Source organism: Desulfurivibrio dismutans, assembly GCF_029210385.1.
Lineage (GTDB): Bacteria > Desulfobacterota > Desulfobulbia > Desulfobulbales > Desulfurivibrionaceae > Desulfurivibrio > Desulfurivibrio dismutans.
The window spans coordinates 87,540-114,421 of record NZ_JARGDQ010000006.1 but is presented as its reverse complement, the minus strand read 5'-3'; the positions used below and the strand labels follow the sequence as shown (position 1 = coordinate 114,421).

Annotated in this window: 23 protein-coding genes; 2 read left to right on the top strand and 21 right to left on the bottom strand. The window is 61.6% G+C overall.

The features are described from left to right. Positions 1–246: 246 nt before the first annotated feature. The 8 genes from P0N66_RS08535 to P0N66_RS08500 form a co-directional block, all read right to left on the bottom strand. Complete coding sequence (locus P0N66_RS08535) at positions 247–891, bottom strand: phosphatidylserine decarboxylase family protein (RefSeq protein ID WP_275804326.1); 645 nt, start codon at positions 889–891, stop codon at positions 247–249. A 12-nt stretch (positions 892–903) separates the two neighbouring features. After that, a complete protein-coding gene (gene ilvN, locus P0N66_RS08530) occupies positions 904–1,386 on the bottom strand; it encodes an acetolactate synthase small subunit (RefSeq protein ID WP_275804324.1) in 483 nt (160 codons plus the stop codon). A 9-nt stretch (positions 1,387–1,395) separates the two neighbouring features. Further along, positions 1,396–3,096, bottom strand: coding sequence for a biosynthetic-type acetolactate synthase large subunit (gene ilvB / locus P0N66_RS08525; RefSeq protein ID WP_275804322.1), 1,701 nt, complete (start codon positions 3,094–3,096; stop codon positions 1,396–1,398). Positions 3,097–3,316: 220 nt separating this feature from the next. Next, positions 3,317–4,195, bottom strand: a complete 879-nt coding sequence (locus tag P0N66_RS08520) for a 1,4-dihydroxy-6-naphtoate synthase (RefSeq protein WP_275804320.1) — start codon at positions 4,193–4,195, stop codon at positions 3,317–3,319. Then, entirely contained in the window at positions 4,192–4,950 is a 759-nt protein-coding gene (gene mqnB / locus P0N66_RS08515; RefSeq protein WP_275804318.1) for a futalosine hydrolase, read from the bottom strand. Before mqnB ends, P0N66_RS08520 begins: the two co-directional genes overlap by 4 nt. A gap of 21 nt (positions 4,951–4,971) precedes the next feature. After that, on the bottom strand, positions 4,972–5,355 hold the full coding sequence (gene panD / locus P0N66_RS08510; RefSeq protein WP_431190031.1) for an aspartate 1-decarboxylase: 384 nt from the start codon (positions 5,353–5,355) through the stop codon (positions 4,972–4,974). A gap of 52 nt (positions 5,356–5,407) precedes the next feature. Then, on the bottom strand, positions 5,408–6,250 hold the full coding sequence (gene panC, locus P0N66_RS08505) for a pantoate--beta-alanine ligase (protein WP_275804314.1): 843 nt from the start codon (positions 6,248–6,250) through the stop codon (positions 5,408–5,410). 5 nt (positions 6,251–6,255) lie between these two features. After that, a complete protein-coding gene (locus P0N66_RS08500) occupies positions 6,256–6,927 on the bottom strand; it encodes a YfgM family protein (RefSeq protein WP_275804312.1) in 672 nt (223 codons plus the stop codon). Between the two features lie 160 nt (positions 6,928–7,087). On the opposite strand from P0N66_RS08500, the gene xseA reads away from it, so the two are divergent. Further along, entirely contained in the window at positions 7,088–8,455 is a 1,368-nt protein-coding gene (xseA, locus tag P0N66_RS08495) for an exodeoxyribonuclease VII large subunit (protein WP_275804310.1), read from the top strand. Continuing rightward, positions 8,452–8,994 (top strand): LapA family protein, encoded by a 543-nt coding sequence (locus P0N66_RS08490; protein WP_275804308.1) that lies wholly within the window; start codon positions 8,452–8,454, stop codon positions 8,992–8,994. Before xseA ends, P0N66_RS08490 begins: the two co-directional genes overlap by 4 nt. A gap of 53 nt (positions 8,995–9,047) precedes the next feature. Here the strand turns inward: P0N66_RS08490 and P0N66_RS08485 are convergent, their stop codons facing one another. The 13 genes from P0N66_RS08485 to P0N66_RS08425 form a co-directional block, all read right to left on the bottom strand. Beyond that, positions 9,048–9,548 (bottom strand): C-GCAxxG-C-C family protein, encoded by a 501-nt coding sequence (locus tag P0N66_RS08485; protein WP_275804306.1) that lies wholly within the window; start codon positions 9,546–9,548, stop codon positions 9,048–9,050. Between the two features lie 93 nt (positions 9,549–9,641). Further along, entirely contained in the window at positions 9,642–9,986 is a 345-nt protein-coding gene (locus tag P0N66_RS08480) for a TraR/DksA family transcriptional regulator (protein ID WP_275804304.1), read from the bottom strand. Positions 9,987–10,084: 98 nt separating this feature from the next. After that, complete coding sequence (gene recD, locus P0N66_RS08475; protein WP_275804302.1) at positions 10,085–11,971, bottom strand: exodeoxyribonuclease V subunit alpha; 1,887 nt, start codon at positions 11,969–11,971, stop codon at positions 10,085–10,087. A gap of 2 nt (positions 11,972–11,973) precedes the next feature. Next, positions 11,974–13,578 (bottom strand): two-component system sensor histidine kinase NtrB, encoded by a 1,605-nt coding sequence (locus P0N66_RS08470; protein WP_275804299.1) that lies wholly within the window; start codon positions 13,576–13,578, stop codon positions 11,974–11,976. Continuing rightward, a complete protein-coding gene (locus tag P0N66_RS08465) occupies positions 13,575–14,759 on the bottom strand; it encodes an amino acid ABC transporter substrate-binding protein (protein WP_275804297.1) in 1,185 nt (394 codons plus the stop codon). Before P0N66_RS08465 ends, P0N66_RS08470 begins: the two co-directional genes overlap by 4 nt. 38 nt (positions 14,760–14,797) lie before the next feature. Then, complete coding sequence (gene rpsA / locus P0N66_RS08460) at positions 14,798–16,051, bottom strand: 30S ribosomal protein S1 (protein ID WP_275804295.1); 1,254 nt, start codon at positions 16,049–16,051, stop codon at positions 14,798–14,800. Between the two features lie 180 nt (positions 16,052–16,231). Further along, a complete protein-coding gene (locus P0N66_RS08455) occupies positions 16,232–16,840 on the bottom strand; it encodes an HAD family hydrolase (protein ID WP_275804293.1) in 609 nt (202 codons plus the stop codon). Between the two features lie 213 nt (positions 16,841–17,053). Next, positions 17,054–20,827 (bottom strand): exodeoxyribonuclease V subunit beta, encoded by a 3,774-nt coding sequence (recB, locus tag P0N66_RS08450; protein WP_275804291.1) that lies wholly within the window; start codon positions 20,825–20,827, stop codon positions 17,054–17,056. Positions 20,828–20,856: 29 nt separating this feature from the next. Next, positions 20,857–24,408 (bottom strand): exodeoxyribonuclease V subunit gamma, encoded by a 3,552-nt coding sequence (recC, locus tag P0N66_RS08445; RefSeq protein ID WP_275804289.1) that lies wholly within the window; start codon positions 24,406–24,408, stop codon positions 20,857–20,859. An 8-nt stretch (positions 24,409–24,416) separates the two neighbouring features. Continuing rightward, entirely contained in the window at positions 24,417–25,400 is a 984-nt protein-coding gene (locus P0N66_RS08440) for a chemotaxis protein (RefSeq protein WP_275804287.1), read from the bottom strand. A gap of 195 nt (positions 25,401–25,595) precedes the next feature. After that, the gene (locus tag P0N66_RS08435) at positions 25,596–25,988 is read right to left on the bottom strand and encodes a hypothetical protein (protein WP_275804285.1); all 393 of its coding nucleotides are present in this window, start codon (positions 25,986–25,988) and stop codon (positions 25,596–25,598) included. A gap of 33 nt (positions 25,989–26,021) precedes the next feature. Next, the gene (locus tag P0N66_RS08430; RefSeq protein ID WP_275804283.1) at positions 26,022–26,492 is read right to left on the bottom strand and encodes a 23S rRNA (pseudouridine(1915)-N(3))-methyltransferase RlmH; all 471 of its coding nucleotides are present in this window, start codon (positions 26,490–26,492) and stop codon (positions 26,022–26,024) included. Then, positions 26,482–26,868: a YkgJ family cysteine cluster protein gene (locus P0N66_RS08425; RefSeq protein ID WP_275804281.1), complete on the bottom strand. Its 387-nt coding sequence runs from the start codon at positions 26,866–26,868 to the stop codon at positions 26,482–26,484. Before P0N66_RS08425 ends, P0N66_RS08430 begins: the two co-directional genes overlap by 11 nt. Positions 26,869–26,882 lie beyond the last annotated feature (14 nt).

The following is a 26,882-nucleotide window of genomic DNA, read 5'->3' as shown; positions in this document are numbered from 1 at the left end:
GACCGGCTCACGTGCGGGAGCACGCATCGCCGTCCCGCTTGTCGCAACCTGTGGCACCCCGTGAGCGCTTACCCCCCCCCTTACCCCTTGGCCCCCGTAAGAAGGTGGTGGCGGCGGTAACTCCGTTTACCAGAGTGAAAACGTCCAGCAGGGCCACAGATTGTGGCAAGCGGCCCGGCGCCGCGTACCCCAGGTACGCAAGCCGGGCCGATCGCCGCAAGATGTGGCCCTGCTGGACGTTTTCAGTTAGGGAAGGTAGCCCAGGACCGTCTCCCCGGCCTTGACCCTGCGACCAACTGCTACTTCCAGTTGGGTGGCCAGCGGCAGGTAGAGATCAACCCGGGAACCGAAGCGGATCAGGCCGAAACGCTCACCCCGCTTGAGCTCGTCACCGGGCTCGGCCCAGCAGACAATACGCCGGGCCACCAGCCCGGCCACCTGCACCATGGCCATGCGCTGCCCGCGGACGGCATTGAGAATGACGGCACAGGACTCGTTTTTCAGCGCCCCGCGCTGACTGTCGGCGGAGTAGAAGGTGCCGGGGGTGTAGACGATCCGTTCCACCCGGCCGGGAAAGGGACTGCGGTTGACATGAACATTAAAGACGTTCATGAAGATGCTGACCTTGTATACGTGCTCCTTGACGAAACGTTCATCAAAGACCCGTTCCACCAGAATCACCTTGCCGTCGGCCGGGGAGACCAGCACATCGTCCTCACCCGGGGCGATTCTTTCCGGATCGCGGAAAAAATAGAGTACGAAAATGGTGATGGCCAGCAGCACCATGGTGGGAATAAAAAGGCCGAGAATCGCCACCACCAAGGTGGCGAAACCGGCCAGCAGAATAAACGGGTAACCCTCATGGGCTACGGGAACACGAGTTTTGATCATCTCTGCAACCGGTTAAAACTTTTTGCCGCGGGTAATGGCAATGGCCCCGGTCCTGACGATCTCCTGAATGCCGATGGGACGCAGGATATCAATGATCGCCTGCACCTTGGTTTTGGAACCGGTCACCTCCACCACGTAGCTCTTGGGGGAAACATCCACCACCTTGCCCCGGAAGATGTCGATCACCCGCAGCACCTCAGCCCGGGTGTTGGACTCGGCCTTAACCCGGATAATGGCCATCTCACGCTCGACATGATCATGCTCGGCCATGTCGGTGACCTTGATGACATCGATCAGCTTGTGCAGCTGTTTGGTGATCTGCTCAATAATCGCCTCATCCCCGTGGGTTACCAGGGTCAGGCAGGAGACGTCTTTCTCCAGGGTCTCGGCCACGGAAAGGCTGTCGATATTAAAGCCCCGGCCACTGAAAAGCCCGGTTACCCGGGAAAGCACCCCCGGCTTGTTCTGCAAAAGGACGGAAATAGTATGTTTCATGGCGTTTCCTTAAACGAGTAACATTTCGGTGGTCGCTTTGCCCGCCGGAACCATGGGGTAAACCCCTTCCTCACGGGAAATCACAAAATCCATGATGACGGTGTTCTTGGTTTTAAGCGCTTCCTTGATCACCGGTTCCACTTCGCTGGGCTTTGTGGCCCGCAGTCCCACGGCACCGTAGGCTTCCGCCAGTTTGACGAAGTCCGGCGCCACATCCAGGGTGGTGTGGGCGTATTTTTTGTCGTAAAACAGCTCCTGCCACTGTCGCACCATCCCCAGGTAATTGTTGTTGAGGATGGCGATTTTTACCGGGCATTTGTACTGCCGGGCGGTGGCCAGTTCCTGGATGTTCATCTGGATGGAACCGTCGCCGGCAATGTCGATCACCGTCTGTTTGGGAGCGGCCATCTGGGCGCCGATGGCGGCGGGAAAACCGTAGCCCATGACCCCCAGACCGCCGGAGGTCATAAAATGGCGCGGCTTGTTGAAATGGTAAAACTGGGCCGCCCACATCTGGTTCTGGCCCACCTCGGTGGTGATGATGGCATCACCCTTGGTCAGTTCATGGAGCTTCTGGACCACGAACTGGGGCTTGATAATATCACTTTCCTCGACATAGCCCAGCGGATGGCGGTTCTTCCATTCCTTGATCTGCTTGTGCCACTCCTTGTGCTGCTCCTTGGCCGCCTTTTTGGTAAATTCCTTGCTGCCGTCGAACCAGGTATTCATGGCGGTGACGGCGTGCAGGCAGTCGGCGACGATGGGAATATCCACCCGGACGTTTTTACTGATGGAACTGGGGTCGATATCGACATGAATAACTTTGGCGTTGGGAGCAAAGGCATCGATGCGGCCGGTGACCCGGTCGTCAAAACGGGCACCCACGGCGATCAGCAGGTCGCAGTTGGCCACCGCCATGTTGGCGTAATAAGTGCCATGCATCCCCAGCATCCCCATGGAAAGCTGGTCGGTGCCGGGAAAGCCGCCCAGGCCCATGAGGGTCATGGTCACCGGAATATCCAGTTTCTTGGCCAGTTCGGTAACCGCCTGCGAGGCATTGGCGTTGATCACCCCGCCGCCGACGTAAAGGACCGGTTTTCTGGCCTTGAGGATGGTCTTGCAGGCCTTTTCAATCTGGCCGGGATGGGGCTCGTAAGTGGGCTTGTAGGTCCGCATCTTGATGGGCTTGGGCTCGGTGTAACTGACCATGGCCCCGATTACGTCCTTGGGCAGGTCCACCAGCACCGGACCGGGCCGGCCGCTGCGGGCCAGGTGAAAGGCCTCGCGGATGGTGGGAATCAGGTCTTCGGGTTTTTTGACCAGGTAGTTGTGCTTGGTCACCGGCCGGGTAATGCCGACGATGTCCACTTCCTGGAAGGCGTCGTTGCCGATCAGCATGGTGGGCACTTGGCCGGTGAAAACCACCATGGGGATGGAGTCGCAGTAAGCCGAAGCAATACCGGTGACGGTATTGGTGGCGCCGGGACCGGAGGTCACCAGGGCCACCCCGACCTCGCCCTTGACCCGGCCGTAGGCGTCAGCGGCATGGACCGCGGCCTGCTCGTGGCGGACCAGGACATGGGTAAGCTTGTCGGCGTTGAGCAGTTCATCATAAAGATCGATGACCGCCCCGCCGGGAAAGCCGAAGATAACCTCAACCCCTTGTTCTTCCAGGCACTTGACAAAGGCCTGGGATCCTTTCATTTTCATGTGCTTTTTCCTGCTTGTGGTGATTTATAGCCTGTTTGGCGTGTCCGTCGCCCCGCGACAACCTCGGGCAAGCCCGGGCGTGAAGATGACCAACGCGCAAAAACCCAAAAAGCGTCGATTATAAAGCGTTTAGCAGGCAGTTCCTAGCAGCAGTCTGCAGTGCATGCCGGGCCGGCGGCGCCAAGCTGGCAACGCCGACAAAAACTGCTAATATAGTTGCTCAACCCCGCTTGTCAAGAAGTAAACGTTGATTGCTGGCGGGCAGAATACCGGCCTGGCGGCCCCGGCGGATAAATTCGGTGATCGCCTGCTTCCCTTCCGCACCGAGTTCGTAAGAAAAATCATTGACGTAAAGGTCGATGTGGGCCCGCATTACCTCGTTGTCCAGTTCCCCGGCATGACGGCGAATATACTCCATGGCCCCGGCGGGATTACGGCGGGCCTGGGCCAGGCTGTGGCGGATGGCATCAGCAATGGCCGTCAGTTTCTCTTGGCCCAGGCTGCGCCGGGCGGCAATCCCCCCTAGGGGGATGGGCAGGCCGCTCATCTCCTCCCACCAGGCGCCCAGATCGACCAGCAATTTAAGGCCGCGCTGGCGGTAGGTGAAACGGCTTTCATGGATGATCACCCCGGCATCGATTTCGCCGGCCACCAGGGCCGGCATGATCCGGTCAAAGCGCAGCAGGCGGAGGTTGGCCGGCAGGTCGCTGCCGGCCGCCGGCAGGCAGGCGGGGGCAAAAAGGCCCAGTAGCATGGCGGCGGTGGTGTAGCGCCCGGGAAGGGCCACACGTTTGCCGGGCAACTCGGCCGGGTCAAGCTGTTCCCGGGCCACCAGCAGCGGGCCGCAGCCCCGCCCCAGGGCCGCCCCCGCCGGCAACAGAACATAGTCTTCCAAGACATGTCCCAGAGCATGAAAAGAGAGTTTGCTGACGTCCAGACGGCTCTGCAAGGCCCACTGATTAAGGGTCTCCACATCCTCCAGGCAGATCGGCGCAAACTCCGGCGCACCGGTCACCAGGCCATGCACCAGGGCGTGAAAAATATAGGTGTCGTTGGGGCACGGAGAAAAGCCCAATGAGAGAGGGGTATGGTGATTCATGAGTGGTCACCGTTCACCAGGGGCGGCAGCAGCCGGGCCGTAATCTCCGTGAAGCGCTCAATCGCCGCCGGCAGGCGCCAGCGGCTGAGGTCGCGATCTTCAACCAGGTTACTGATGCAGCGTATCTCCAGCAGGGGCAACTGCAGACGTTGGCAGACCAAGGCGGCGGCGGCTCCTTCCATGTTTTCGCACAGGGCCCGATGGCGGCGGGCCAGGGCCATTCCCCGCTGGAGGGTGGTGCTGGCGGCGTTCACGGTAACGAAGGCGCCGCAGTGAAAGGGAATCCGCCATTGCCGCAGGGTGCCGTCGGCGAGTTGCAACAGCGGGGAGATCAGCGCAAACTCCCTTTCGGCCGCCATTTGCGGATTCTCAAAGGGATCGGCGCCATGGGGCGCCGCCAGCCCGAAATCTGCCAGAATTTCCCGTTCCGCCAAACAGATGTCCAGCAAATCCGCTCCCTGCCCGGCCCGGTCGGATGGGTAAGCGCCGGCTACCCCGATCATGATCACGCCGCGGTAACGGTCGGGCCGACAAGCCAGCCAGGCGGCCAGGGAAGCGGCGGCGGCCGTGGGCCCCACCCCGCAGCATAAAAAATCAAGGTCTTTGCCAGTATCAATACCGTTTGACCCGCTCAGAATCCGGCGCAACGGGTCAAGCTCCATGGTCGTGGCGGCGGTTACCAGTAAACGACCCGGGGGATGCTCGGATGATTCCCGGCCGGGTTGGGCCGGGGCTGGAGAATGGCAATCGACCATGATCTGCTGCCCCGGCGCCCTTTAAGCTTCCGGCTTGGCCTGGTCCGCCGGCCCGCGACGCTTGATACGGTTTGCCGGGTCCAGCACCACGATTCGGGGGGCGTATTGGGCGAGATCTTCAGGGGCATACATGGCATAGCTGACGATGATGATCATGTCGCCGGCCATTCCTTTACGGGCTGCCGCCCCACGCAGGCCGATCATGCCGCTGCCGGCCGGCGCTTCGATAACATAGGTTTCAAAGCGCTCACCGTTGTTGATGTTATAAACATGAACCTGTTCAAAGGGCACCAGCTCCACCGCCGCCATCAGTTCGGCGTCCACCGCCAGGCTGCCTTCGTAGTGGAGTTGGGCGTCAAGCACCGTGGCCCGGTGAATTTTGGACTTCAGCATGTAACGTAACATAATGACTTGGCTCTTGGGTTGAGGGAGATTGCCAGGTGATGAATGATTTTCGTCAGTCAAACCGGCAGTTGTCGATCAGTCTGGTCTTGCCGCTGCGGGCCGCCACGGCCAGGACCGTGCCGGAAGCCACCTGCTTGACCGGAGCCAGGGTGGCGGCGTCAACGAATTCAATGTACTCCCATTTGAGCCCGGCCGCTTCCAGCATGGCCGCCAGCTCACTGCGCAGTACTGCGGGGTTGTGCTCGCCGCCGGCCACCTGGTTGCGGGCCAGGGCCAGGGAGCGGGGCAGCGCCAAGGCCGCCTGCCGCTGTTCCTGGTTAAGATAGACATTGCGGGAACTCATGGCCAGGCCGTCGGCCTCCCGGACGATGGGATGGCCGACAACCTCCAGATCCCAGTTCAGATCCCGCACCAGAGCCCGGATCACCGCCAGCTGCTGAAAGTCCTTTTCGCCAAAGACCGCCTGGTGGGGCTGGACCAGGTTGAAAAGCTTGGTCAGCACCGTGGCCACCCCGGTAAAATGGGTGGGCCGGCTACGGCCGCACAGCACTTCGCTGCTCAGTCCGGTTACCGTTACCATGGTGCGGAAATCCGGCGGGTACATGGCCGACGGATCCGGGCAGAACAACACCTCCACCCCACAGTCGGCGGCCAGGGCGGCATCACGCTGCTGGTCGCGGGGGTAATCTTCCAGGTCCTCGCCGGGGGCAAACTGGGTGGGATTAACAAAGAGACTGACCACCACATGCGGGGTGCGGGTGGCGGCCAGACGCATCAGGCTGAGATGACCCTCATGGAAATAGCCCATGGTGGGCACCAGGGCAATGGTACGCCCCTCCCGTCGCCGCCGCTGGGCCCAGTCGCGCATGGCTTCAAACTGGGTAATGATCTCCATGTGGTCTAACGCAGGCGCAGCTCGGCCTGCTCAAGGACCAGGTACGGGGCGTTGGTCTGCTCCGTTACCTGGCGGTATTTTTCCCGGGCTGCCTCGGTGTCTCCCCGGCGGGCCAGAATATCGCCGCTGCCCAGCAGCCCCCAAGCTTCAAAGCCTTTGGTTTCAGCCAGTTCCCGGTAGTACTCCAGAGCCTGGTCATCGCGGCCCATTTCACTCAGCACCTGGGCCAGGCTGAGTTTGACCATGGGTCGGCGGGCATCCTGCCGGGCAAGGGCGCCCAGCGACTCCTCATAGGTCTGGGCCGCCGTTTCAAGGTCGCCGGCATTCCTGGCCAAGTGCGCCAACTCAATGCGGCCCCATAGTCCGGCTCCGGTGCGGCTGTAAGAAGAAGCAATCTCCTCCAAAGCCTGGGCCCGGGCGGCGGGGTCGGCCAGCTGCATGGCGGCGCTGAGTTGCTGCGAGGCCTGTTCGGCCCGGGAGGTAACAAACTGCTGACTTAAACTCCAGGTCAGAATTACCACCACCACCACGCCAACGGCCGCCAGGATGTGACGATACCAGACATTGAGAAACTCTGCGGCCGAAGGCGGCAGGTTGAGTTCATCGAAAAAGTTGGTGCGGCTGCCGCCGTCGGCGGGCTTGAGGTTGCCCGGTTGGAAGATTTTTTTGTCAGCCACTGGTATTCCCGTTTTTGGTTAACTGGTTTGCCGGCCTGCAGCCGTCGAAAATGCTTTTCCCTTGCAAGGTCGGATAGTATACTTTTTTTTTAAGTAAAAATCATCCCGGTTTTTTTTAGTCAACCGGACAACTCTCCACCGGCCGGATACCGTGTAAAACATGGAAAACCCTTTCGACAATCGTATTCAAACGGTGGCGGAACTGACCCGCTCCATCCGGGGACTGCTGGAAACCTCCTACTCCATGGTGACGGTAACCGGGGAAATTTCCAACTTGCGGCGCCCCGCCTCCGGCCATCTCTATTTTACCCTGAAAGATGCCGACGCCCAGTTGCGGGCGGTACTGTTCAGGGCTCAGCAGCGTTACCTGGCCTGCACCCCCGCCGACGGTCTGGAAGTTTTGTGCCGGGGGCGGATCTCGGTTTACGAGCCCCGGGGGGAGTACCAGCTGATCATCGATTTCATGGACGGCAAGGGCGCCGGTCTGCTGCGCATCGCCTTCGACCGCTTAAAGGCCAAACTCGAGGCCGAGGGGTTATTTGCCCCGGAACGCAAGCGCCCCCTGCCCTTTCTACCTCGCCGCATTGCCCTGGTTACCTCGCCCCAAGGGGCGGCGGTGCGGGATTTCCTGACCCAGGCGGCACAACGCTGCCCTGCCACCTCCATCAGCATCATGCCGGTGCGGGTCCAGGGTGACGGTGCGGCCGCCGAGATCGCCCAGGCCATTGCCGAACTCAACCGGCTGCGGCGTTGGGATATCATCATTCTGTGCCGGGGCGGCGGTTCCCTGGAGGATCTCTGGGCCTTCAACGAAGAGGAACTGGCCCGGGCGGTGGCGGCCTCTGAGATTCCGGTGGTCTCGGCGGTGGGCCACGAGGTGGACTTCACCATCACCGATTTTGTCGCCGATCTCAGGGCCCCCACCCCCACCGCCGCCGCCCAAATGATCTTGCCGGAACAGGAGGCGCTCATTACCGCCATTAACGAGTTTGACCGCCGCCTGGCCGCCGCCCTGAACCGGCACCTGCTGGATGCCCGTCGGCAGTTGCTCTCCGCCCAGCGCCTGCTGGGAGACCCCAGCCGGCTGCTGGCCCAGCACAATCTGCGGCTGGACCATTTCCAGGCCGAACTGGGCCATGCCCTGCGCTACCGTCTGCACCGCCACCGGGAGCGGCTGGGACATTGCCAGGCCATTCTGCAGCAGCGTGATCCCCGCCGGGAGCTGGCCGGCCAGCGCAGTCGCCTGCAGGCCGGGGTGATACGGTTAAATTTTCTGATCAACAAAATCATGACCGAAAAACATAGCCGTTTAAGTCGTAATGCTGCTATTCTGGATGCAGTCAGCCCCCTGGCCGTGCTTGGTCGGGGCTATGCCATCCCCCGCCGGGCCGAGGGCACGGTGTTGCGCTCCACCCGGCAGGCCAGAATCAATGACGAGATCAGTCTGACCCTGCACGACGGCAGTCTGGAATGCACCGTCCGGAAAATAAAACCCACCGCAACCGACAAGGAGAAGCGCCGACCATGAAATTCATCGCTCTGCTGCTGGCTTTTATCCTCTTGCTGACCACCGCCTTCGCCGCCCTCAACTGGCAGACCCTGGTGGCCCCGGCCGCCATCTCGTTGGGAGTGGCGGAATTCGAAGCACCGCTGGGGCTGCTGATGTTCGGGGTTCTGGCCTTGCTGACGGTACTGTTTCTGGTTTTCGTGGTCTATCTGCAGACCACCCTGATGCTGGCCACCCGGCGGCATGCCCAGGAACTGCAGGATCACCGCAAGCTGGCCACCCAGGCGGAATCCTCCCGCTTCACCGAACTGCGGAAATATCTGGAAACGGAATTAACCCGCCAGGGTGAGGCGGTGGAAACCACCCGGACGGAACTGCTCGGCCGCGTGGAACAGGTGGAAAACGCCCTGCTCTCCCGGTTGGAAGAAGCGGAGAAAGACCTGCAGGCCAGTGTGGAACAGTCGGGCAATACCCTTACCGCCTATATCGGCGAACTGGAAGACCGGCTGGAAAAAAGGGAATCGGGGGAAGCCGCCGAATTACTCCTGGATAAGGAGTAATTTTAAGAAACAGGCAAACCTGAAACCGGGAGGAGGTTCAGGATTAAAGCTGCTCAGTCGGCGCTCTTCCGATCCCGGGCGGCAAGAAAATCCCGGTCCACGCCGGCGGCCAGTTCCGGCCGCCGGGCCAGCACCAGTTCGGCAGCGATTTCGGCCGCCCCCCGGGTCAGTTCAGCGCAAGCGGCCCCCTGCTTTTCCTTGCGTTTTTTCAACAGCACTCGGCAGCAGGTGGCGGCGAAACGCTCCTTGAAACGATCATGCATCACCGCCGCCACTTCTTTCTGGAATACCTTCTTGGCCAACCCCCCTTCCCGGCGGGGGCCGAGCAGCAGGCCCAGCATCATCTCGGCCCCGGCCAAGGCCCCGCAGACACAACCGGCGCCGCCCATGCCGTGGCAGAAGCCGGAGCCAAGCCCCGCAGCGGTGGCTTCCTCCAAACCAATTTTGAAGGTGGCGTTTAAGGTGACAATCACCGCCTCGGCACAGCAGAAGTTGCGCTGGCTGAAAATATTTTCCGCCCGCTGACCGCAAAGTGCTGGAATTTCGTTGATCACATCTGCTCCTTGGGAAACTGTAATACCGGCTTAAGCGTGGCAAGTATCAGCACCTTGCCGGTAAAGTGCATGGTTTTAATTCGGCTCAGCCCTTTAGCGGTTTTCCGCTTCCCGGGCGCACTCGATGCAGGAAGGCACGCTGGGGTCGAAGCGCAGACGGCCTTCCGGGATATCGTCGCCACAGTGGACGCAGTAGCCATATTCGCCCTCTTCCAGGCGAGTCAGGGCGGTTTTGATCCGTACCTTTTCCTGGTTGACCAGCCGACGGGCGGCCTGGCTCATGGCCTGCTGCTGCATGGCGTCCATGCGCGACAGGCGGCCGACCCGGGTCTGGTCCAATTCCACCGGCCGGTCACCGTCGCCGGCACCGGCGGTGAGGGTGGCGAGACGCTCTTCCAGCAGCTGTTTAAAGAAGACTAAATCGATATCTTCACGCATGTTTGTTGGTCCGTTATCGTTGATGAATCAACAAAAAGTCAACCGTTCAGCAAAAGCACCAACCTGATACTGTAACAGTCTGTGAACGTTTGAAAAAATCAGGCCGTCTCCGGGTAGCTTAAGGCCTCGGCCAGGCCCGAGGTTCTGGTCACCCGGCGGCGGATGGCCCGGCTGATCACCTCGGCGGTGCCGAACAGATGGACCCGGCGGCGGGCTCTGGAGACGGCAGTATACAACAGTTCCCGGCTCAGCAGGGGAGAATCTTCCTGGGGCAGGATCACCGCCACCCGCTGGAACTCCGACCCCTGGCTTTTATGGATGGTCATGGCAAAGGCGGTTTCATGGCGGGGCAGCCGGCCCGGCGGCAGCATGCGGGGCGGCCCATCGGCGGCTGGGAAAAAGGCCATCAACTGCTCCTCGTCTTCCGGCGAGTTCCAGATAATCCCCAAGTCCCCATTGAACAGGCGGGTTTCGTAGCTGTTGGCCACCACCAAAACCGGTTGGCCCCGATAGTACTGTTCGCTTTCGCCGGCCCCGCCGCTTTCCCTGGGCGCCAGGGTGGTTTCCGGGGCCCGGCTTGCCGTCTTCCCCAGTAACCCGGCCGCCAGCAGCAGTTGTCGGCAGAAACCGTTGAGCTGTTCCACTCCGTAAGGCCCCCGACGATGGGCGCAAAGCAGGCGAAAATCGCCCATCCTGGCCAGGGCTTCGGCCGGAGAGGATGCCTCCAGGCAGGGCCGGAAGCCGGCCAGCACCAGTTCGCGCAAGGTGGGGTTGGCCACCGGATCGACCTGCTCACTCAAGGTAACCTCCGCCGCCGCGAGTTTTTCTAAATCCACCTTTTCATCTTCCATGCGGACCGGCACCGCCAGCACCCTTTCCGGCTCGCCCGCCTTGATCCCTCGCACCAGGGCGCCGACGCCCCGTTGCGGATCGAAACGAAACCCCCGGTTAAGCTCGATCACCGCCGAGGCCAGCCGGGGTGCGGCCAGGCAGATATCGCCCAGAATGGAGCCGGCCTCCACCGAGGCCAGCTGGTCTTTGTCGCCCAGCAGCACCAGCCGGGCCCGGGGCGGTACGGCAGCAAAAAGTTTGCTCATCAGGGCCAGGTCCACCATGGACGCCTCATCCACCACCACCAGGTCCGCTGCCAGCTGGTTTTCCCGGTTATGGCGAAAGATGGTGGGAGTTTCGCGCTGATACCCCAGGGCCCGATGGATGGTCATGGCGGCAAAGCCTTGGGCTCGATCCCGCAGGGTTTCCGCCAGCCGGGCCGTCGCCTTGCCGGTGGGCGCCAGCAGCAGGATCCGCAAACTCTCCCCCTGTTGCACCACCGACAGTTCCTGTAGCAGGGTGATAATGAAAAAGATGATGGTGGTTTTGCCGGTGCCCGGCCCGCCGGATATCACCGCCAGGTAATGGTTGAGCGCCCCCAGCACTGCCGCCCGCTGGTCCTGGTCCAGTTCCACCCCCGCAGCCATCGCCAGGGCGGTCAGGCGATCGGCGGCCACTTCCGGTGCCGGCGGGGCCGTCACCCTAACCGCCCGCCGCTTGATCTCGCCGGCCAGTGCCTGTTCATATTGCCAATAACGGCGCAGATACAGTCGTTCCCCGCTCAACACAAGGGGGGCTGCTGAATCCGGGTGGATATGGGTACGCCCATCTGGGTCCGGTTGAGCGTCGATTACCGACGCCCCGCCGGCCGCCAAAGGACTGTGGTGCAACTCGGCCGCCAGGGTCGACGGCGAGGGGGCGACACAACCCATCTCGACGGCCGCCGCCGGCCACCAGGCGGCCACCTCCGGCAGCTTCAGGCAGACATGGCCCTGATCGACGGCCCGGCGCAGCAAAGCCGCCGTCAGCAGCACGGCGGGGGAAGTCGACGGCTGCAGCCGGGACAGCAGTTGCAGCCAATGGCGGTCAAACTCGGCCAGCGCCTCTTCCCTCACCAGCCGTTCCACCAGTTGTGTCATCTCGGGCGCAGTCACGACTACCGTTCCCATCTTTGCAATTCGGCCATCACCTGGCTGGTCACCGCGCCGTTGCCCTCGGCGGCCGGGAGATAAAGAGTGAAAACGGTACCCTGCCCTTTCACCGAATCGACCTCAATGTGTCCACCATGTTTATTGATCACCGCATAGCAGATGGTCAGCCCCAGGCCGGTGCCTTTGCGGGAGCTTTTTTCCTTGGTGGAAAAATAGGGGTCAAAGATGCGGCTGACCACGTCGGGGTCCATGCCGCAACCGTTATCCCGGAACACGATCTGCACGTAACGGCCCGGCGGTAACGATACATCCGCTTCGGCCGACAACTCCAGGTTCCGGCAGGAGATCACCAGTTCGCCGTCATCATTCATGGCATCCCGGGCGTTGAGCACCAGATTGTGAAAGACATTGCCCATGTGCTCTGGATCCAGTTCGGCCGGCCAGAGATTCGCCTCGGCTCTGAACTGCAACTCACAGCGGCTGCCGGTGAGGGCAAAACGGGCGAGTTCCGGCAGCAACTGGGGCACGGCCATCGGCCGCCGCTGCAGGTGGTTGCCGGTGGTAAAGGTCAGGAGCTGTCGGGTTAAAAAACGGGCCCGGTTGGCCGAGCCTTCCGCCAGCGACAGATGGGCGCGGGCCGGATGATCGTCGGGCAGGGAAAGTTCCGCCAGGCTGATCTGGCCGTAAAGTGCCGCCAGCAAATTGTTGAAGTCATGGGCAATACCGCCGGCCATCACGCCGATGGATTCCAGTTTTTGCTGCTGAAAAAACCGCCGGTGCAAAACTTCCTGCTCCCCGATAAACTCGGCAAAACGTTGCGAAAGAAACTCGAATTCATCCACTCCCTGATAATCCGGTTTTTTTCCTTCTCGCAAGGCGCTGATCATTTCGTTGATCGGAGTCTCCACCTGTCGGCGGAAAAAATAACCGCTGAACAAAACCCAGAACAGCAGCAGAATAACGGTACCGAAATAAGCATAGAGCACCTGGTTTATGGTGTTGAGAAAATGACTGCTGTCTTTGAACACCACAAATTGCCACCCCCAGGGAGAAAAGGTGCCGCCCTGGAGGTGGTATTCCCGGCCATTAATGGTCATCGTCTCGGGATAACTATGGGGTGCCGCCAACTTCTGGATCAGTATTCTGGCCTGGGCGGCGGCGGGAAAGGCTTGGGCACCGGCTTCTCCGTTTGTCGACAGCTTGTTGGCCGCTTCCGCCAAACCCGCCACTAAAGCAGGCTGCAAAAGCACCTGCTCGCTGTTGATAAGCAGGATATGCAGCCGGTTAGCCGAGAGGAAATCCTCGATAAAACTTAAGGTGGCCACCTGCTTCAGAGTCGAGTCAAGGCTGCCCGGGGCAATTCCGGCCCGCAACAACTCATTGTGACTCTGCTCGCAAATGCGCTGAATATCATCTACCGCATCGGCCATTTGTGAGGTGTTGCAGTTTTCTATAAACCGGGACATGGGCAGCAGGGCCAGCAAATAGAAACCGGTTCCCACCGCCAGCACCACCAGCAGATTACCCAGAGTGTAACGACAGGCCAACCGCCCGTGCCAGCGCCGGACATGGTCGACCGTACGGGTGAGCAGCCGGGGCCGCTGGTTCATAACCGGGGCTCCGCAGTCATCAGGTTGCGAGGCCAGACGACTTCCTGGCGGCCGTCCTGCCACTGGGTAACCAGGCTGAAATTGCGGATCTGTCGGCCCCAGGCATCCACCCGGAACCGCCCGGTCAGGCAGGTGGCATCGAGTTCAGTCAGCACGATGCGCAACTTCTCACCTTCCAGAGTGCCGGCTCGGCGAATGGCTTTGGTCATGATTTGTGCGGCGGAATAGGCGGCAACGGAAAAATAGCTGGCTTCGCGGGCAAATTTTTGCCGGTATGCCGCCAGAAAGGCTTCGGTCTCCGGGGTTTCGATGCCGCCTAAATGCTGCCATTGCTCGGTGCCGAACACTCCTTCCGCCCCCGGCCCCAAACGTTCGATAAATGAAGGATTGGCCGGACCCTGGGGGCTGTAGTAGACCCGCGGGGTCCACTCCATGGCAAGCATAGCCCGGCGTAGGGCGATGGACTCCTCCAAGTGCCCGGCCATGATCACTACCTCGCTGCCCAGGTCCCGGGCTTCGGTCAGCAGAGCGGTAAAATCATTTTCCGGGTCGCTGAATTTGGCATCCAGTTGCAACTCCAGGCCAAGCCAGCCGGCCCGTTTACGTACTCCTTCAGCGGCTGCCCGGGAAAAGGGATCGGCGGAGTGCAGCAGGGCCAGGCCGTCAACACCGTGCACAAAGAGCATTTCCATGAAATTGGCGGGAATTTTGTCGGCGGTGGTAAAAATCCCGAAGATGTATTGGGCTTCCTGTTGCCAGAGTTCGTCGGCCACCGCCCCGGAAGCCAGCAGGGGAAAGCGGTGCTGCTCAAAGAGCGGCAGCACTTTGCCGGTGATTTCACTGGAGAAGGGGGCAAAAAAGAGTTCCACTCCGTCTTCGGCAAACATTCGCTGATAGATATCTTGGGCGCGCTGCGGGTCACTATGATCATCGTGAATGGTAAGCCGAACCTCGCGGCCCAGCAAACCGCCGGTGGCATTGATTTCCGCTTCCCACAGCCGTAAAGCACGCTTCTGGTCATGGGCCATGGTGGCGTACTTACCGCTAAGACCCAGGGATGCTCCCGCTTGCAAGGGATCTTTTTCCGGGCCGGCGTCGGCCGGTTCACCGACCAGGATAAAAATCAAGGCCAATAACAGTACCGGCAGTCGTCGGCGCCGGTAGAAACCAGTAAAAATCAAATCCCCCTCCACTGCTGTGCAATCACCAGAGGTGATTATTACTTCCGTTCCTTTTCCGACATCTTGGCCTTTAGCAGATCGCCCAAGGTTCCCATGGGCCGGTCGGCCTGTTTACCTTGGGTGCTTTGATAATCGCGGAAATTCTGCCGATTGTCCGCCGAGCCGGCGGTCTTTTGTTTCGACTTACCACCGGTTTTGGCGGCCGGTTGGGCGCCGTTCGGGGCCGACTCCCCGGCGGCTTCACTCTCCGCCGGCGGCGGCACGCTCAGGGAAAGCCGCCGTCTTTCCAGGTCGACGGCCTCGATCTCCACTTCCAGCATCTCACCGAGCTGGACCACCTCCCGGGGATGATTGATCCGCCGACCGGCTCCCAGCTTGGAGATATGGGCCAGGCCGTCAATCCCCGAGGCCAGGGTCACAAAGGCCCCGAAGTCCGTCAGCCGTGCCACTCTGCCCTGGTGGCGGGAGCCTTCCGGGAAGCGGGCCGCCACCTCTTCCCAGGGGTCGGGCAGGGTGTCTTTGAGGCTTAAAGAGTAGCGATCCCGGTCCCAGTCCAGGCTCTTGACCACCACCTCCACCTCCCGGCCCGGCTCCAGGTGGCTGTGGATATCATCCACCGTTCCCCAGCCGATCTCCGACATCGGAATCAGCCCTTCGATGCCGCCGATATCGACAAAGGCGCCGAATTTCTGGAGCGAGGTCACGGTTCCGGTAACCTTGTCGCCCACCTGCAGGGTGCGGCGCAGTTCTTCCTTGCGGGCCGCCCGCTCCTCTTCCAGCAACTGGCGGCGGGAGAGGATAATGTTGCGGCCCCCTTCACGAAACTCGATGATCTTGAAAGCGAGACTCTGGTCAAGATACTCATCGCTGTTTTCAACCCGGCGCAGACCCATCTGGGAAAAGGGGCAAAAGGCCCGTACATTACCACCCAGCCGCACCTGGAAACCACCCTTGCCTTCCGCCTCCACCGTGCCTTCCACCGGAATCCCGCTGTGATATGCCTCTTCCAGGTGGGCCTGAGTGGCGGCGCCGCCGACCTTGGTGGTGAAGAGCTTTTCCTGTTTCTTTTCGGTGAGGAAGTAAACCTTTACCTGGTCCCCCACCGCCACCGTACAGTTACCTTCATTATCAATAAATTCGGACTTGGCTACCGCCCCTTCGCTTTTGCCGCCCAGATCAATAAAGATCCACTCTTTGGCGACGCTGACCACCTCGGCGGTGACCTGCTGGCCGGGGGTGATTTTTTCGCCGGCTGCCTCATGTTCCGTGAAAAGTTCCGCAAAACCACTCATTACCATCAACTCCTGAAGTTATACATAACGACATTAACCGTCATTCCGACGAAAGCCGGAATCCAGGACCATCTGCCATCCTTCCGGTCCCCCACCGGGGCCGTTCCCCGATGTTCATAGTTTGTACTTGATTGCCCCGGTCACGGTCAACTGAATGCTTGACCATGCCCGGGTAACTTCTTAATCCTTGCCTAAAATATCCTCCAGATCGCTCAGGGCCTGGCGGGGACTGGTTACCAGAAGCCCGGTAATGCCCACCGACCGGGCGCGCTCCACATTACCAGGGTCGTCGTCGAGGAAGATGGCCACCTCCGGCCGGCAGCCCAGTTCCTCCAGCACTTCGGTAAAGAAGCGCAGATCTCGTTTGCTGCGGCCATGGTGGTAGCTGTTGAAGACCCGGTGAAAAAGAGGGAAAAAATGATGCCGCTGGTCCAGTTCATCCAGCCAGTTGGTCTGGTCACTGACCATGGCCACGATATAGCCCCTCCGGCGCAGCTGTTCCAGGCCCTTCAGCATCTCGGGAAAAGGCACGAAGCGGTCCAGAATGTGGCGGCGCAGCGCGGTATCGGGCAAGGTGATGCCGGTCCGCCGCCGAAATTCATTCCAGTAGGCAACCTCATCCACCGCGCCCACCGCATAGCCGCCGTCAAAGACGATCTCTTTGCCCAGGCGGAAGGTTTCGGCGGGGTCCAACCCCTGCTCGCCCCCGATGGCCTCAAGCCCGGTGCGAAAACCCTCGGCGGCGATCACGCCCCCGAAATCGAACAGAATGGTGGTGTAGTCGGTCATTGCTCTCCCACAGCGCTCTGGCGCTTATTGAAAATGGCGTTGTATTGATGAGTTAGCAAGAAGTAATCAGCGCGCCCATGGACGGACTTTTTGCAACTTCATCGTTATTTGGCTGCGGACAGCAGCAGTCAACTCTCGGCACAAGTTACAGGGGTAAAGATGTTGCTGATCTTACCACAGCCCTGTCGCTTTTCAATCGGATTGGTTTCAGCTTCACTCCAGCAGTTGGGACAACGCCTCGATGCGGGGTTGCGGCGGGCGTTCGTGATATACGCCGGCGGCGGGGCCCAGGTCCGGGTGCAGCCCCCGCAGGAAGAGGTAGAGGGTGCCGCCGAAATGCTGCTGGTAATCGTAATCCGGCAGGCGTTGGGTAAGGTGGCGGTGCAGGGCCAGAGCGTAGAGATGGTACTGGAGAATATAGTGGTGCTGGCTCATCACCGGAGCCAGGCTTGGGGGCTGGTAGTCGGCAAAGGCAGGGCCCAGCAGGTTACTCTTGTAGTCGATGACGTACCATTTTCCTTGCCATTGGCAGACCAGGTCGACAAAGCCTTTCAGGTAACCCTGCAGGGCCGAAAAACGCAGTTGCGCCAGGCCATCGGCATAGTCCGGCGGCAGGTCTTCCGGATGTTCCCGAAAAACCCTGGCCAGGCGGGCGGGGTCCAGAGGCCGGCGGGCCTGGCGCACCGGGCAGGTGAAGGCCATTTCGTTGAGCCGCATGTGATCGGTGAGATCCTTGAGCCGGAAAGCATCGGCGGCAGTCAACGGGGTGGCCAGGATCTGCGCCAGGGCTTCCTCCAGCCGGGTTTGCCAACGCTGGCGGTCCACCCCGAAAACACGGCACTGCTCGCTGATGATCGCCGGGTGCTGCTCGGGCTGGTGAAAGGAAATCAATTCCAGAATCCGGTGCCAGAAGTTGCCGATGCCGGCGCCGGCGGGCAACTCGGCCAGAGGGATCCGGGCCGCCAGCAGGCGGGTGGCGGCGGGGCCGGCCGGAGCAGCTATCATGGGGTTGTTCAGGGTATCGGTTACGGCGGGATGATCGACGCCGGCCACGTCATAATCGCGCTCGGTCACCCAGGACCGGCTTTCGCCACGGTGGGCGATAAGCTGGGAAAAACTGCCCACCCGCCAGGCGGTGTCGATGTTTTTAGACATTTGCCGCAGCCGGGCGGGATCGCCGGCGGCCAGGCCGGAATAAGGCAGCACCGCTGCATCGGTGATCCCCTCCGGGGTCTGCAGGCCCCATTGCTTTTCCTTTTCGACCCTGGCCGTCAATAAGGCCTGCAGTTCTGCATGGGGCATGCCCTGCAGGGCGGCGGGCGGCCGGCCCTCCCGGCCGTCGTGCAGCAGGTAAGCCAGGGCCGATTCATCGTAGCCGTCGGCGGGGAACCAGACCACCCGGCAACAGTGGCGGGCCCGGGTTAAGGCGACATAGAGCAGGCGCAGATCCTCGGCAAAGAGTTCCCGGCGGCGGGCCCGGCGCTGCGGTTCATCGGGGCTCAGGGTGATTTTCCCCCGCCATTGATCATCGGGGTCGTGGAAGCTGAAAAACTTGTCTTTTTCTTCATTGTTTCGTTTGCCGGTCATCCACAGGAAAGGACAGTAGACCACCGGGAACTCCAACCCTTTGCTGCGATGAATGGTCAGCACCTGCACCGCCTCCTCATCACTTTCCAGCCGCAATTCATCGGGGTCGGCGCCGGGGCGCAGGTCGGCAACACCCACATCCAGCCATTTGAGCAGGGCCGGGGGCTGCAGGTGCGCCTCCCGTTCCCGGCCATGGAGCAGTTCCACCAGGTGGCGGAAGTTGGTCAGTCGCCGCTCCCCGTGTTGGCCGGCCAGCAGCCGGGCCGCCACCTGGCGCTCCTCGATGATAGCCCGCATCATGGCCATAAAGCCGCGCTCCTGCCACAAAAGACTCCAACGGCTGAAACGCAGCAGCCAGACCTGCCACTGCTGTTCGTCCTCGTCGAGGGCCAGCAGGTCGCTGGCGGCGGCACCCAGCAGGTCGGTGAGCATGGCCGCCCGACGCCGGGCCTCATCGGCCTGCGCCAGCAGCCCGTGCAGCAGCAAGGACAACTGCCGGGCCTCGGCGCTGGCAAAGACACTGTCCCGGCTCTGAAGCACCGCCTTGATTCCCCGGCGCTGCAAAGCCTCCTGCATCCGGGTGGCCTGCCGGTTGCTGCGCACCAGCACCGCGATATCCGCCGGCCGCAGCGGCTGTTCGGCCCGGCGGCCGGCGCCGGCGAGCAACCGGACCATATCCGCCGCCACCAGTCTGATGGCTTCATCCTGCGCCTTGCCCCGGCCCGGCTGCTTTCTGTTGGCGGGAATGATTTTTTCCACCATCTGCGGCGGCGGGATGAGAAACTGCAGCGGGCGGGTTTCGATCTGGCCGTCGGCAACGTCTTCTCGCCAGCAATCCGGGGCTTTCGGCCGGGCGGTGACCGCCGGGAAATCAATACCCGGTACCACAAAGGGTTCTTCCACCCCCTGAAACAGAGCGTTGACCGCCGCCACCAGGTTCCGGTCGGCCCGCCAGTTGACGGTCATGGTGTAGCGCTGGTCGCCGGCGTCCTGCGCGGCCTGCAGGTAGGCAAAGATATCGGCCCCCCGAAAGGCGTAAATGGCTTGTTTGGGGTCTCCGATCAACAACAGGCGTCGGGAGTAATCAGCACTACCGGCAGTGCCCCTTTCCCGGCGGCTTGCAAGCGTCTCTGCCGGGCTGTAGATCTTTTGCAAAATGCCATACTGCACCGGGTCGGTATCCTGAAATTCGTCGATCAGGGCCACGGGGTAACGGCCGGCGATAAAGCGGCGCAAAATCTCACCGCCCTGCCCTTTTAACGCCTTTTCCAGCCCGTAAAGCAGATCGTCGAAAGACTGCAGGCCGGCGGCGGCCAGGCGCCGAGGCAGTTCCCGGCGGGCAAAAGCAAACAGTTCGCTTAAGGTGGCGGTCTGGTGGGTGGCAATCAGTTGGTCCCGCTCGGCCAGATACTTTTCCCACAGGGCAAAGAAGGGATGTTGGGGCACCTGGCCTTTCTTGACGGCGTTGCCGTAGCACACCCCGCCACGGGGATCGTTTAAGAAGGTCGGGACCAGTTTTTCCGAGCCCTCGGGTACCAGCAGCGAGGCCGGTTCAGAGGGGGCCAGATATACCGCCAGGTTGTCGAGCAGGCCGGCGGTCAGCAGGTCCTGGTAAGCTTTGAGCAGTTGGGTGTTGTGCAGCTCCCGGGCAATCTCCTCTTCATGCTGCCGCCAGCATTGACGAACCTGGGCATAGGCTTGGTGAAGGACGGCCCAATTCCCTTCCCAGGGAGCCGGTTGTTCGCTTTTCGGCAACCGTTCATCAGGCCCGGCAACCTGGACAATTTCTTTCCCCTCCGCCCCCAACAGTGGGGCATGACGATGGCGCAATGCCTCCCGGAGCAGTTCCCGCAGGTCCGAAAGGCTGTATGTCTGCCGCCACAGGGCTACCAGCCGGGGGTCGTCGCGGTGGAACAGGGTGGCCAGAAAATCGTAGACCAGCTCGTCGATGAATTCATCCACCCGGCCCACCAGTTCCAGTTCAAAGGGCATGCCGCTCTCAAAGGCGCCCTGCTGCAGAACCCGGTGGCAGAAGCTGTGGATGGTGGTCACCGCCGCCTGGTCGATCTCGCTGACGGCCCGCTGTACCAGCAGCAGATCCCGGGTCGGCCGGCGGCTCTGGCGGACCAGGTGGTCCAGGAAGGGGTCGTCGGGATCACCGCCGTTTTGAAAAGCAATCGCCGCGGCTTGCAGCCGGGAGCGCAGGCGGGCATGGAGTTCGGCGGTGGCGGCTTCGGTAAAGCTCAAAACCAGGATCTGCTCCACCGGCAGTTCCTGCTCCAGAATAAAACGCAGATAGAGCGAGGTAATGGAATAGGTCTTGCCGGTGCCGGCGCTGGCCTCGATGAGTTGGACCGGTGCCGGGGCCAGGCTTGTCGGATCAAAGGGCCGAATTTTCATGGCAGGACCACCGGCTGCACGCTTACTCCTCATGCCGCTTCCGCCGATTTTTTTAGCATGGCCTGCAGCAGCGGCCCGTACACGGTTTCGGCCACGGCGGCGAAATCTTCCCAGTCGGTGCCGGCGGGGCCCTGGTCGCCCTGCTCCTGCCACGGCCCCGCCGGTTGCGCCTCCTGGAAAATCATCGCCATATAAGGGTCAAGCCCCTCCCCCCGGTTGAAGTCGGTGCCATGATAGGAATTCAGGGCCGCTTCCCGGGCCTGTTGACGGTTTTTTTGCAGATCATTACTCTTGCTGTTTTGCCGTTTCCAGCACCAGGCATGGGAGCTGGCGGGAAAAAAGGGCAGCGGTTCCACCTGGCCCCGGCGCCACAGGGCCGCCAGTTGAGCCAGCAGAGCCAGGGCCGAAGCGCGGTCAAGCGCTTGAAAGAGGCGGATAGCCGCCTTGGGGCCATCTTTTTTCTCCCCCCGGCCGACGACAAAACACTGCCGATCCTGGTCGCTCGGTGCCTGGGCGCACAGGGCCAGATGATCCAGCCAGGCCAGCAGCAAAAAAACCGGTTTGACCCGGGCGGGGGTCCAGCGCAGCAGTCCGTTTTCGGCCCGGTCCCGCAGCTCGCCGCCCAGGCGCAGTTTAAGGCCCGGCTCCGGCTCCAGGGTCAACTCCAGGGGCAGGTTCGGCAGCGGGCGGCCGGCGGGGCTGGTGGCCAGATAGGCCGCCACCGGCTCGATATCGCTCACCAGTTCCGCTAAAGCCGGCCCGGCGGCCCCGGCCAGGGGCAACTCACCCCGGGCCGCCAGCATCTGCCGCCGCCGCTGGCCCGCTTCGTTAGCGGGGTCGGCGCTGGGCATTTCCGCCGGCGTGTGCAGCAGTTGCCGGTTGAGCAGGTATTTTTCCAGGTTACTAAAGAATACCGGCTCCCGGTCCGGCTGCTCCTCTTCCTCCGGTGGCAGTATCAGGCCCAAACGGTTACGGGCGTACCACCGGGCGGGGTTGCGGAAAAAGTGATGCAGTTCGGCCAGGGTCAGTTCATGGATTGCCGTTTCCGCACTGTCAGAATTGTCGGTAACGTGTATCGGCCGGTCCGGTCGGCCGCTGCTCGGCTGCGGCTGAACGTTTGCCGGGGGGGCGTACTCGGCGGCGTAGGTAAAGAGCGGTGCCGGAGCGGGCTGGAAATAACGGGGGCTGAAGGGCTGCAGGGGGTGCTCGGTCACCAGGTAATTACGGGGCGCCCCGCTCATCAAGGCCAGACAGTCCAGCAACTCTTCCACCAGGGGTGAGGGCGGCAGTTCGGCATTGTCCTTGCTGCTGCGGCCCACATAGCTGAGATAAAGGCGGCGGCGGGCCGAGAGCAGGGATTCCAGGAACAGGTAACGGTCGTCCCGGCGGCGGGAACGGTCGCCGGGACGGGGGGCGGCGGCCATTAAATCGAAGCCGGCGGGCTGGTCCCGACGGGGATAGGCGCCGTCGCTGAGGCCCAGCAGACAGACCACCGGAAAAGGTATGGTCCGCATGGGCAGCATGTTGCAAAAGGTCAGGCCACCTTCCAGGAAACCGGCGCTGCCGCCGGCCTCATCGAGGCGGGTGCGCAGCAGCCGCAGGAAGGCCGGCAATTCCAGGGGGCGCTCCAGGCCGGCTTGTTCACTGTCCTGCAGCAGGGCTGCCAGGGCATCGCGCAGGCTTTGCCGCTGCCACTCCTCTTCCGCCGCCGCCCGCTCTTCGGGGAGAAAAAAGTCGGCCAGGGCCCGCCGGACCAGTTCCACCCACTGGACCATGGTTTTGGCCCGGCGCACCTCTTCGACCAGGGCGAACAGGGCGGCGGTGATTTTGAGCAGTACCCCGGCCAGGATGGCATCCTGGCCTTCGATGTCGTCAAAGGGCAGAATGCCGGCCACCAGGTGGCGGTCCTCGCCGGGCAGGGCGTAACCGAGAATTAGCCGGTCCAGGCCAAACCGCCAGGTGTTCTGGCGCGTTGGCGGCTGGTCGTGCCGGCGGCGGTGCTCCTCGTCAATCCCCCAGCGGACCCGCAGTTGATTAAGCCACTGTTCGATCCGCTGCAGTTGCTGACCGTCCAGGGAAAAACCCTGCTTCACCGGTTCCCGGGCGAGAAAATCCAGTACCTGGGACAGCGGCAGCCGCCCCCGGGCCAGCTCAAAAAGGGTCAGCAGGGCATCCAGCAGCGGCGCTTCGCGGCTGATCTTGCGATCGGCAAGGCGAAAAGGGATGTAACGGCGGTCGGTGGCGGGCCGGCGGAAAACGGCCTCGATCAGCGGGGCGTAGGTTTCGATATCCGGTACCATGATCACGATGTCCCGGGGGCGATAACCTTCTTCGGCCAGCATGGCCAGCAACTGATCCTGCAGGACCTCCACCTCCCGAAGGGGGCTGTGGCAGGAGTGGATGACGATCGAATCATCAATCGGCGCCATCGCCGGCGAGGTGGAGGGGAGTGTTGCCGATTCTGTGGCCGCGGGGATTTCTACGGCGGTTTCCGGGGTGGGGTGACGCAGCTCCAGAATATCCCTTTGCAGTCGGGCCAGCATAGAAGAAACCGCGCCTTCGCCATCTTCCGGCCCCCCCGTGGCCGCCGGCGGGGCAAGCTCGGCGGCCACGGGATCGGCAAAACATTCCCCGGCTTCAGGCTGCACGTATTCGGCCTGCGATTCCAGAATCTCCTGGAATTCGCGACCCACAAATCCTAAAGAGGCCAGCAGCGGGTGGCCGGTTGCCAGGTGCAGTTGTTCGGTCAGGGCTTCGGTCTGTTCTCCGGTCTGTTCTCCAGGATTGTTCGCCGCTGGCTGGTGCTTTAACAGCAGCCGGTTAAGCGCCTGGGGGCTGAAGATATCGGCCCAGTAATCCCGGGCCGGGGAAAAAAGCAGCAGATGGCAGGGCAGCAGTTTGGCCGCATCGTTGAGCAGGCCAAGGTAGAGTGGCGGCAAGGTGGTGATGCCGAACAGAAAAACTCGAGGCGGCAGCAGTTCCGGCTGGAGCAGATCACCCTGCCGCAGCCGGGCATGAGCTTGCTGAAAGAGGCGGGCGGGAGAACCAAAACGATCGGCCAGTTGCCGCCACAGCAACGCCTGCCACCGGTTTTCCGGCTCCGGCTCGACTCGCCGGTCTTCCCAGGCCAGCACCATGTCGGGTCGGTACACCAGGTACTGGTCGAAAACATAGGCGATCCGTTCCGCCAGTTGCAGGCTTTTCCAGTCATCCCCCCCTTCCAGGTAGCGGCGCAGGGGGGTAAACTCTTCCTGGTCCAGCAATCGGGGCAGCAGTTCCAGAATCGCCAGGGTCAGCCGTTCCCGGCTAAAGGAAGCGGCGGTGCCCGCTTCCGCTCCCAAAGCGGCGTTCAGCAGGCGTTCGATAAAACGGCGGGGATGGGGAAAATCGGGATGGGCCCAGACGCCGAAACGCCGGGCCAGGTTTTGACCGAGCCAGGTGGCCATGCCCCGGCTCTGCACCACCAGGCACTCACTGGTCAGCGGCGGCGGCGGATCATGCCGCAGGCCGTCAGCCAGGCATTCCAGCAGGGCTTCCAGACGGTTGCTGCGATAGAGTATCAGGCGGCGTTCAACAGGCACTGCAACCGTTATCCGGCAATCGCATCCGCCGCCCCCAGCTTTTTCAGGCACCCCTGCAGCCGTTCCACCAGCGCGCCCAGTTCCGGTTTAGTTATTTGATCGTCAGCCCCCACCTTTTCCCCCTTGTGCCGAGCGGTGTCGTTGATCAGGGAAGAAAAAAGCATCACCGGCACCTTGGCGTAGGCCGGCTGTTGCTTGATTTTCCTGCAGAGATGGTGGCCGTCCATGCGGGGCATTTCGATGTCGGAGATAATTCCCAGGATCTGGCTGTCCACCTCGCCGGCCCCCATGGTCAATTCCAGGAAATCCCAGGCCGACTGGCCGTCCGGGAAGGCCTTGACCTTGTAGCCGGCCCGGGTGAGGGTCTGGATGATCTGGTCCCGGATCATGGCCGAATCATCGGCTATGACCACGAACTTATCCCCCTGCCCTGCTGCCGCCTTGGTTTTAATGGCGTGGGTCACGTAATCCATGGCCATGCTGGGGTCGATATCGGCGCAGATCTTTTCAAAATCAATCATCTGAATGATCCGGTCGTTGACCAGGCACATGCCGGTAAGGCTGCTGTTGTTGGCCACCACTTCCGGCGGCGGCATGATCTGGTTCCAGGAGATACGGTAGACCTTGTCCACCCCGTGGGAGATGAAGCTGAACAGTTTGCCGTTGATTTCGGAGACCACCACCACCCACTTGGCCTTGGCCTCCGGCGACAGATCCGGCTGGTAGCCGAACCAGTGGCAGAGATCAATCAGGGGGATGGTCCGGTCGCGGAGCAGAAATATGCCGCGGACCGACGGATGACTGTCCGGCACCTCGGTAAGGCTGGTGGGCATGGCCACCAGTTCGCGAACCTTGGCGGCGTTGATGCCGTAGGCAGTCTGGATGGGGGCGGAGGAAGCGGGGTCCAGCCATTGCAGGTAGAGGGTGATCACCTCCAGCTCATTGGTACCGGACTCCAGGAGAATATTGGTGCGTGACGCCGGTTGACTCATCTTGATTCCTCCACAAACAACCGTCAATTAAAGTTCTTTTCCCTGCCGAACCGGAAAGTTCCGGCCTTGCTCAACACCCCGGCCCTGACTTGCTCCGGACGGTGCCCACGGCTTCATTTTCGCACTATAAAATAGGATGGTTATGCTTATCAAGCATTCTTTAGAAAATTATGAAGTTCTTGGTTTTTTCACGCTTCAAAAGAGTGTCAGCCAGATATCAACCGCTACCACAATGATGGATACCGCAACAATGAAGACGTAATTGATATGTTCTTTGGATTTCACCACCGAGGAGAGCACATAGTTGAGCAGCAGGCGGTCGTCGCGGGTAAGCTCGCCTTCGGCCTTAAGCTTTTCCAGCAGGCGGTTGCCGATGATCACCCGTTTTCTTTTTTCGGTGACAAAGTAGCGATAGGCAAAAAATACGATGTAAGCAAGCACCGCGAAATACCACAAAGGCCGGACCAGGGCGGGGCTGACCACCTCGACGATGATCAGAACACGGAACGACACCGCGGCCAGCAGGCCAAGAACCATGGCCCCGTAGATCACCGCTCCCGGCATGGTGTGGGGAAGTTTATCGATCATGATCCGGTTCTCTAAAGCTTGTTTGGGGGGAGTTCATTTGTGATAGCCGGTGCCCAGCCGGATGCTCCAGGCCCGGTAGAGCTGTTCCAGCAACAGCAGCCGGGCCATTTCGTGGGTAAAGGTCATGGGCGACAGGGAAAGGGTGTAGTCGGCCCGACTCAGCACCTCGGCGGCCAGGCCCAAAGGACCGCCCAGCACGAAGACCAGCGAGGCCCGGCCCTGCTCCTGCCAGTGGCCCAGCAGTTCGGCCAGCTCGGGCGATGAAAGCCTGCGGCCGCCGGGGTCCAGGGCGACCACCAGGGCGTCAGCAGGAATGCGGCCCAGCAGCAGGCGGCCCTCTTCCCGGATCAACCGGGCCTCGTCATCGCCCCTGCCCGGCTTGGGGGCCTTGATGGCCTTCAACTCCAGGTCGACATGGCGGCGCAGGCGGGCGGCAAAATCATCAATGCCCCGGGCCAGGTAATCTTCCTTGGTTTTGCCGGGGTATATAACCTCAAACCGCATCTTTGTCGGCTTCTTGCATCTTGCGCCGGAACTCCTCGTGGGTCAGCCCTTCCTTGAAACCGGGGCAGGAACCGGTGATTACCGAGAAGTTACCGGAATCGTCCAGCATGCTGGGGTGCAGCGGCCACTGCCGACAGCGCCAGGGTTTGCCAGCATGCACGGTGCAGCCATGCTCGTAAAAGATGCAATGGCCATCCACGATCTTCATCTGCACGGTGTTGCCGGTAACCCGCAGGTAGCGCTTTTTAACTTCTTCCAGGGGCATCCCGAGATGGGCGCTGAGCCGCTCCTGGTCGTTCTTGTCCAGCGAAACCGTGGTCTCGCCCTGGCAGCAGTAGCCGCACTGGCGGCATTGATAGAAATCTTCAACGGACATGGTGCTTCCTCTTA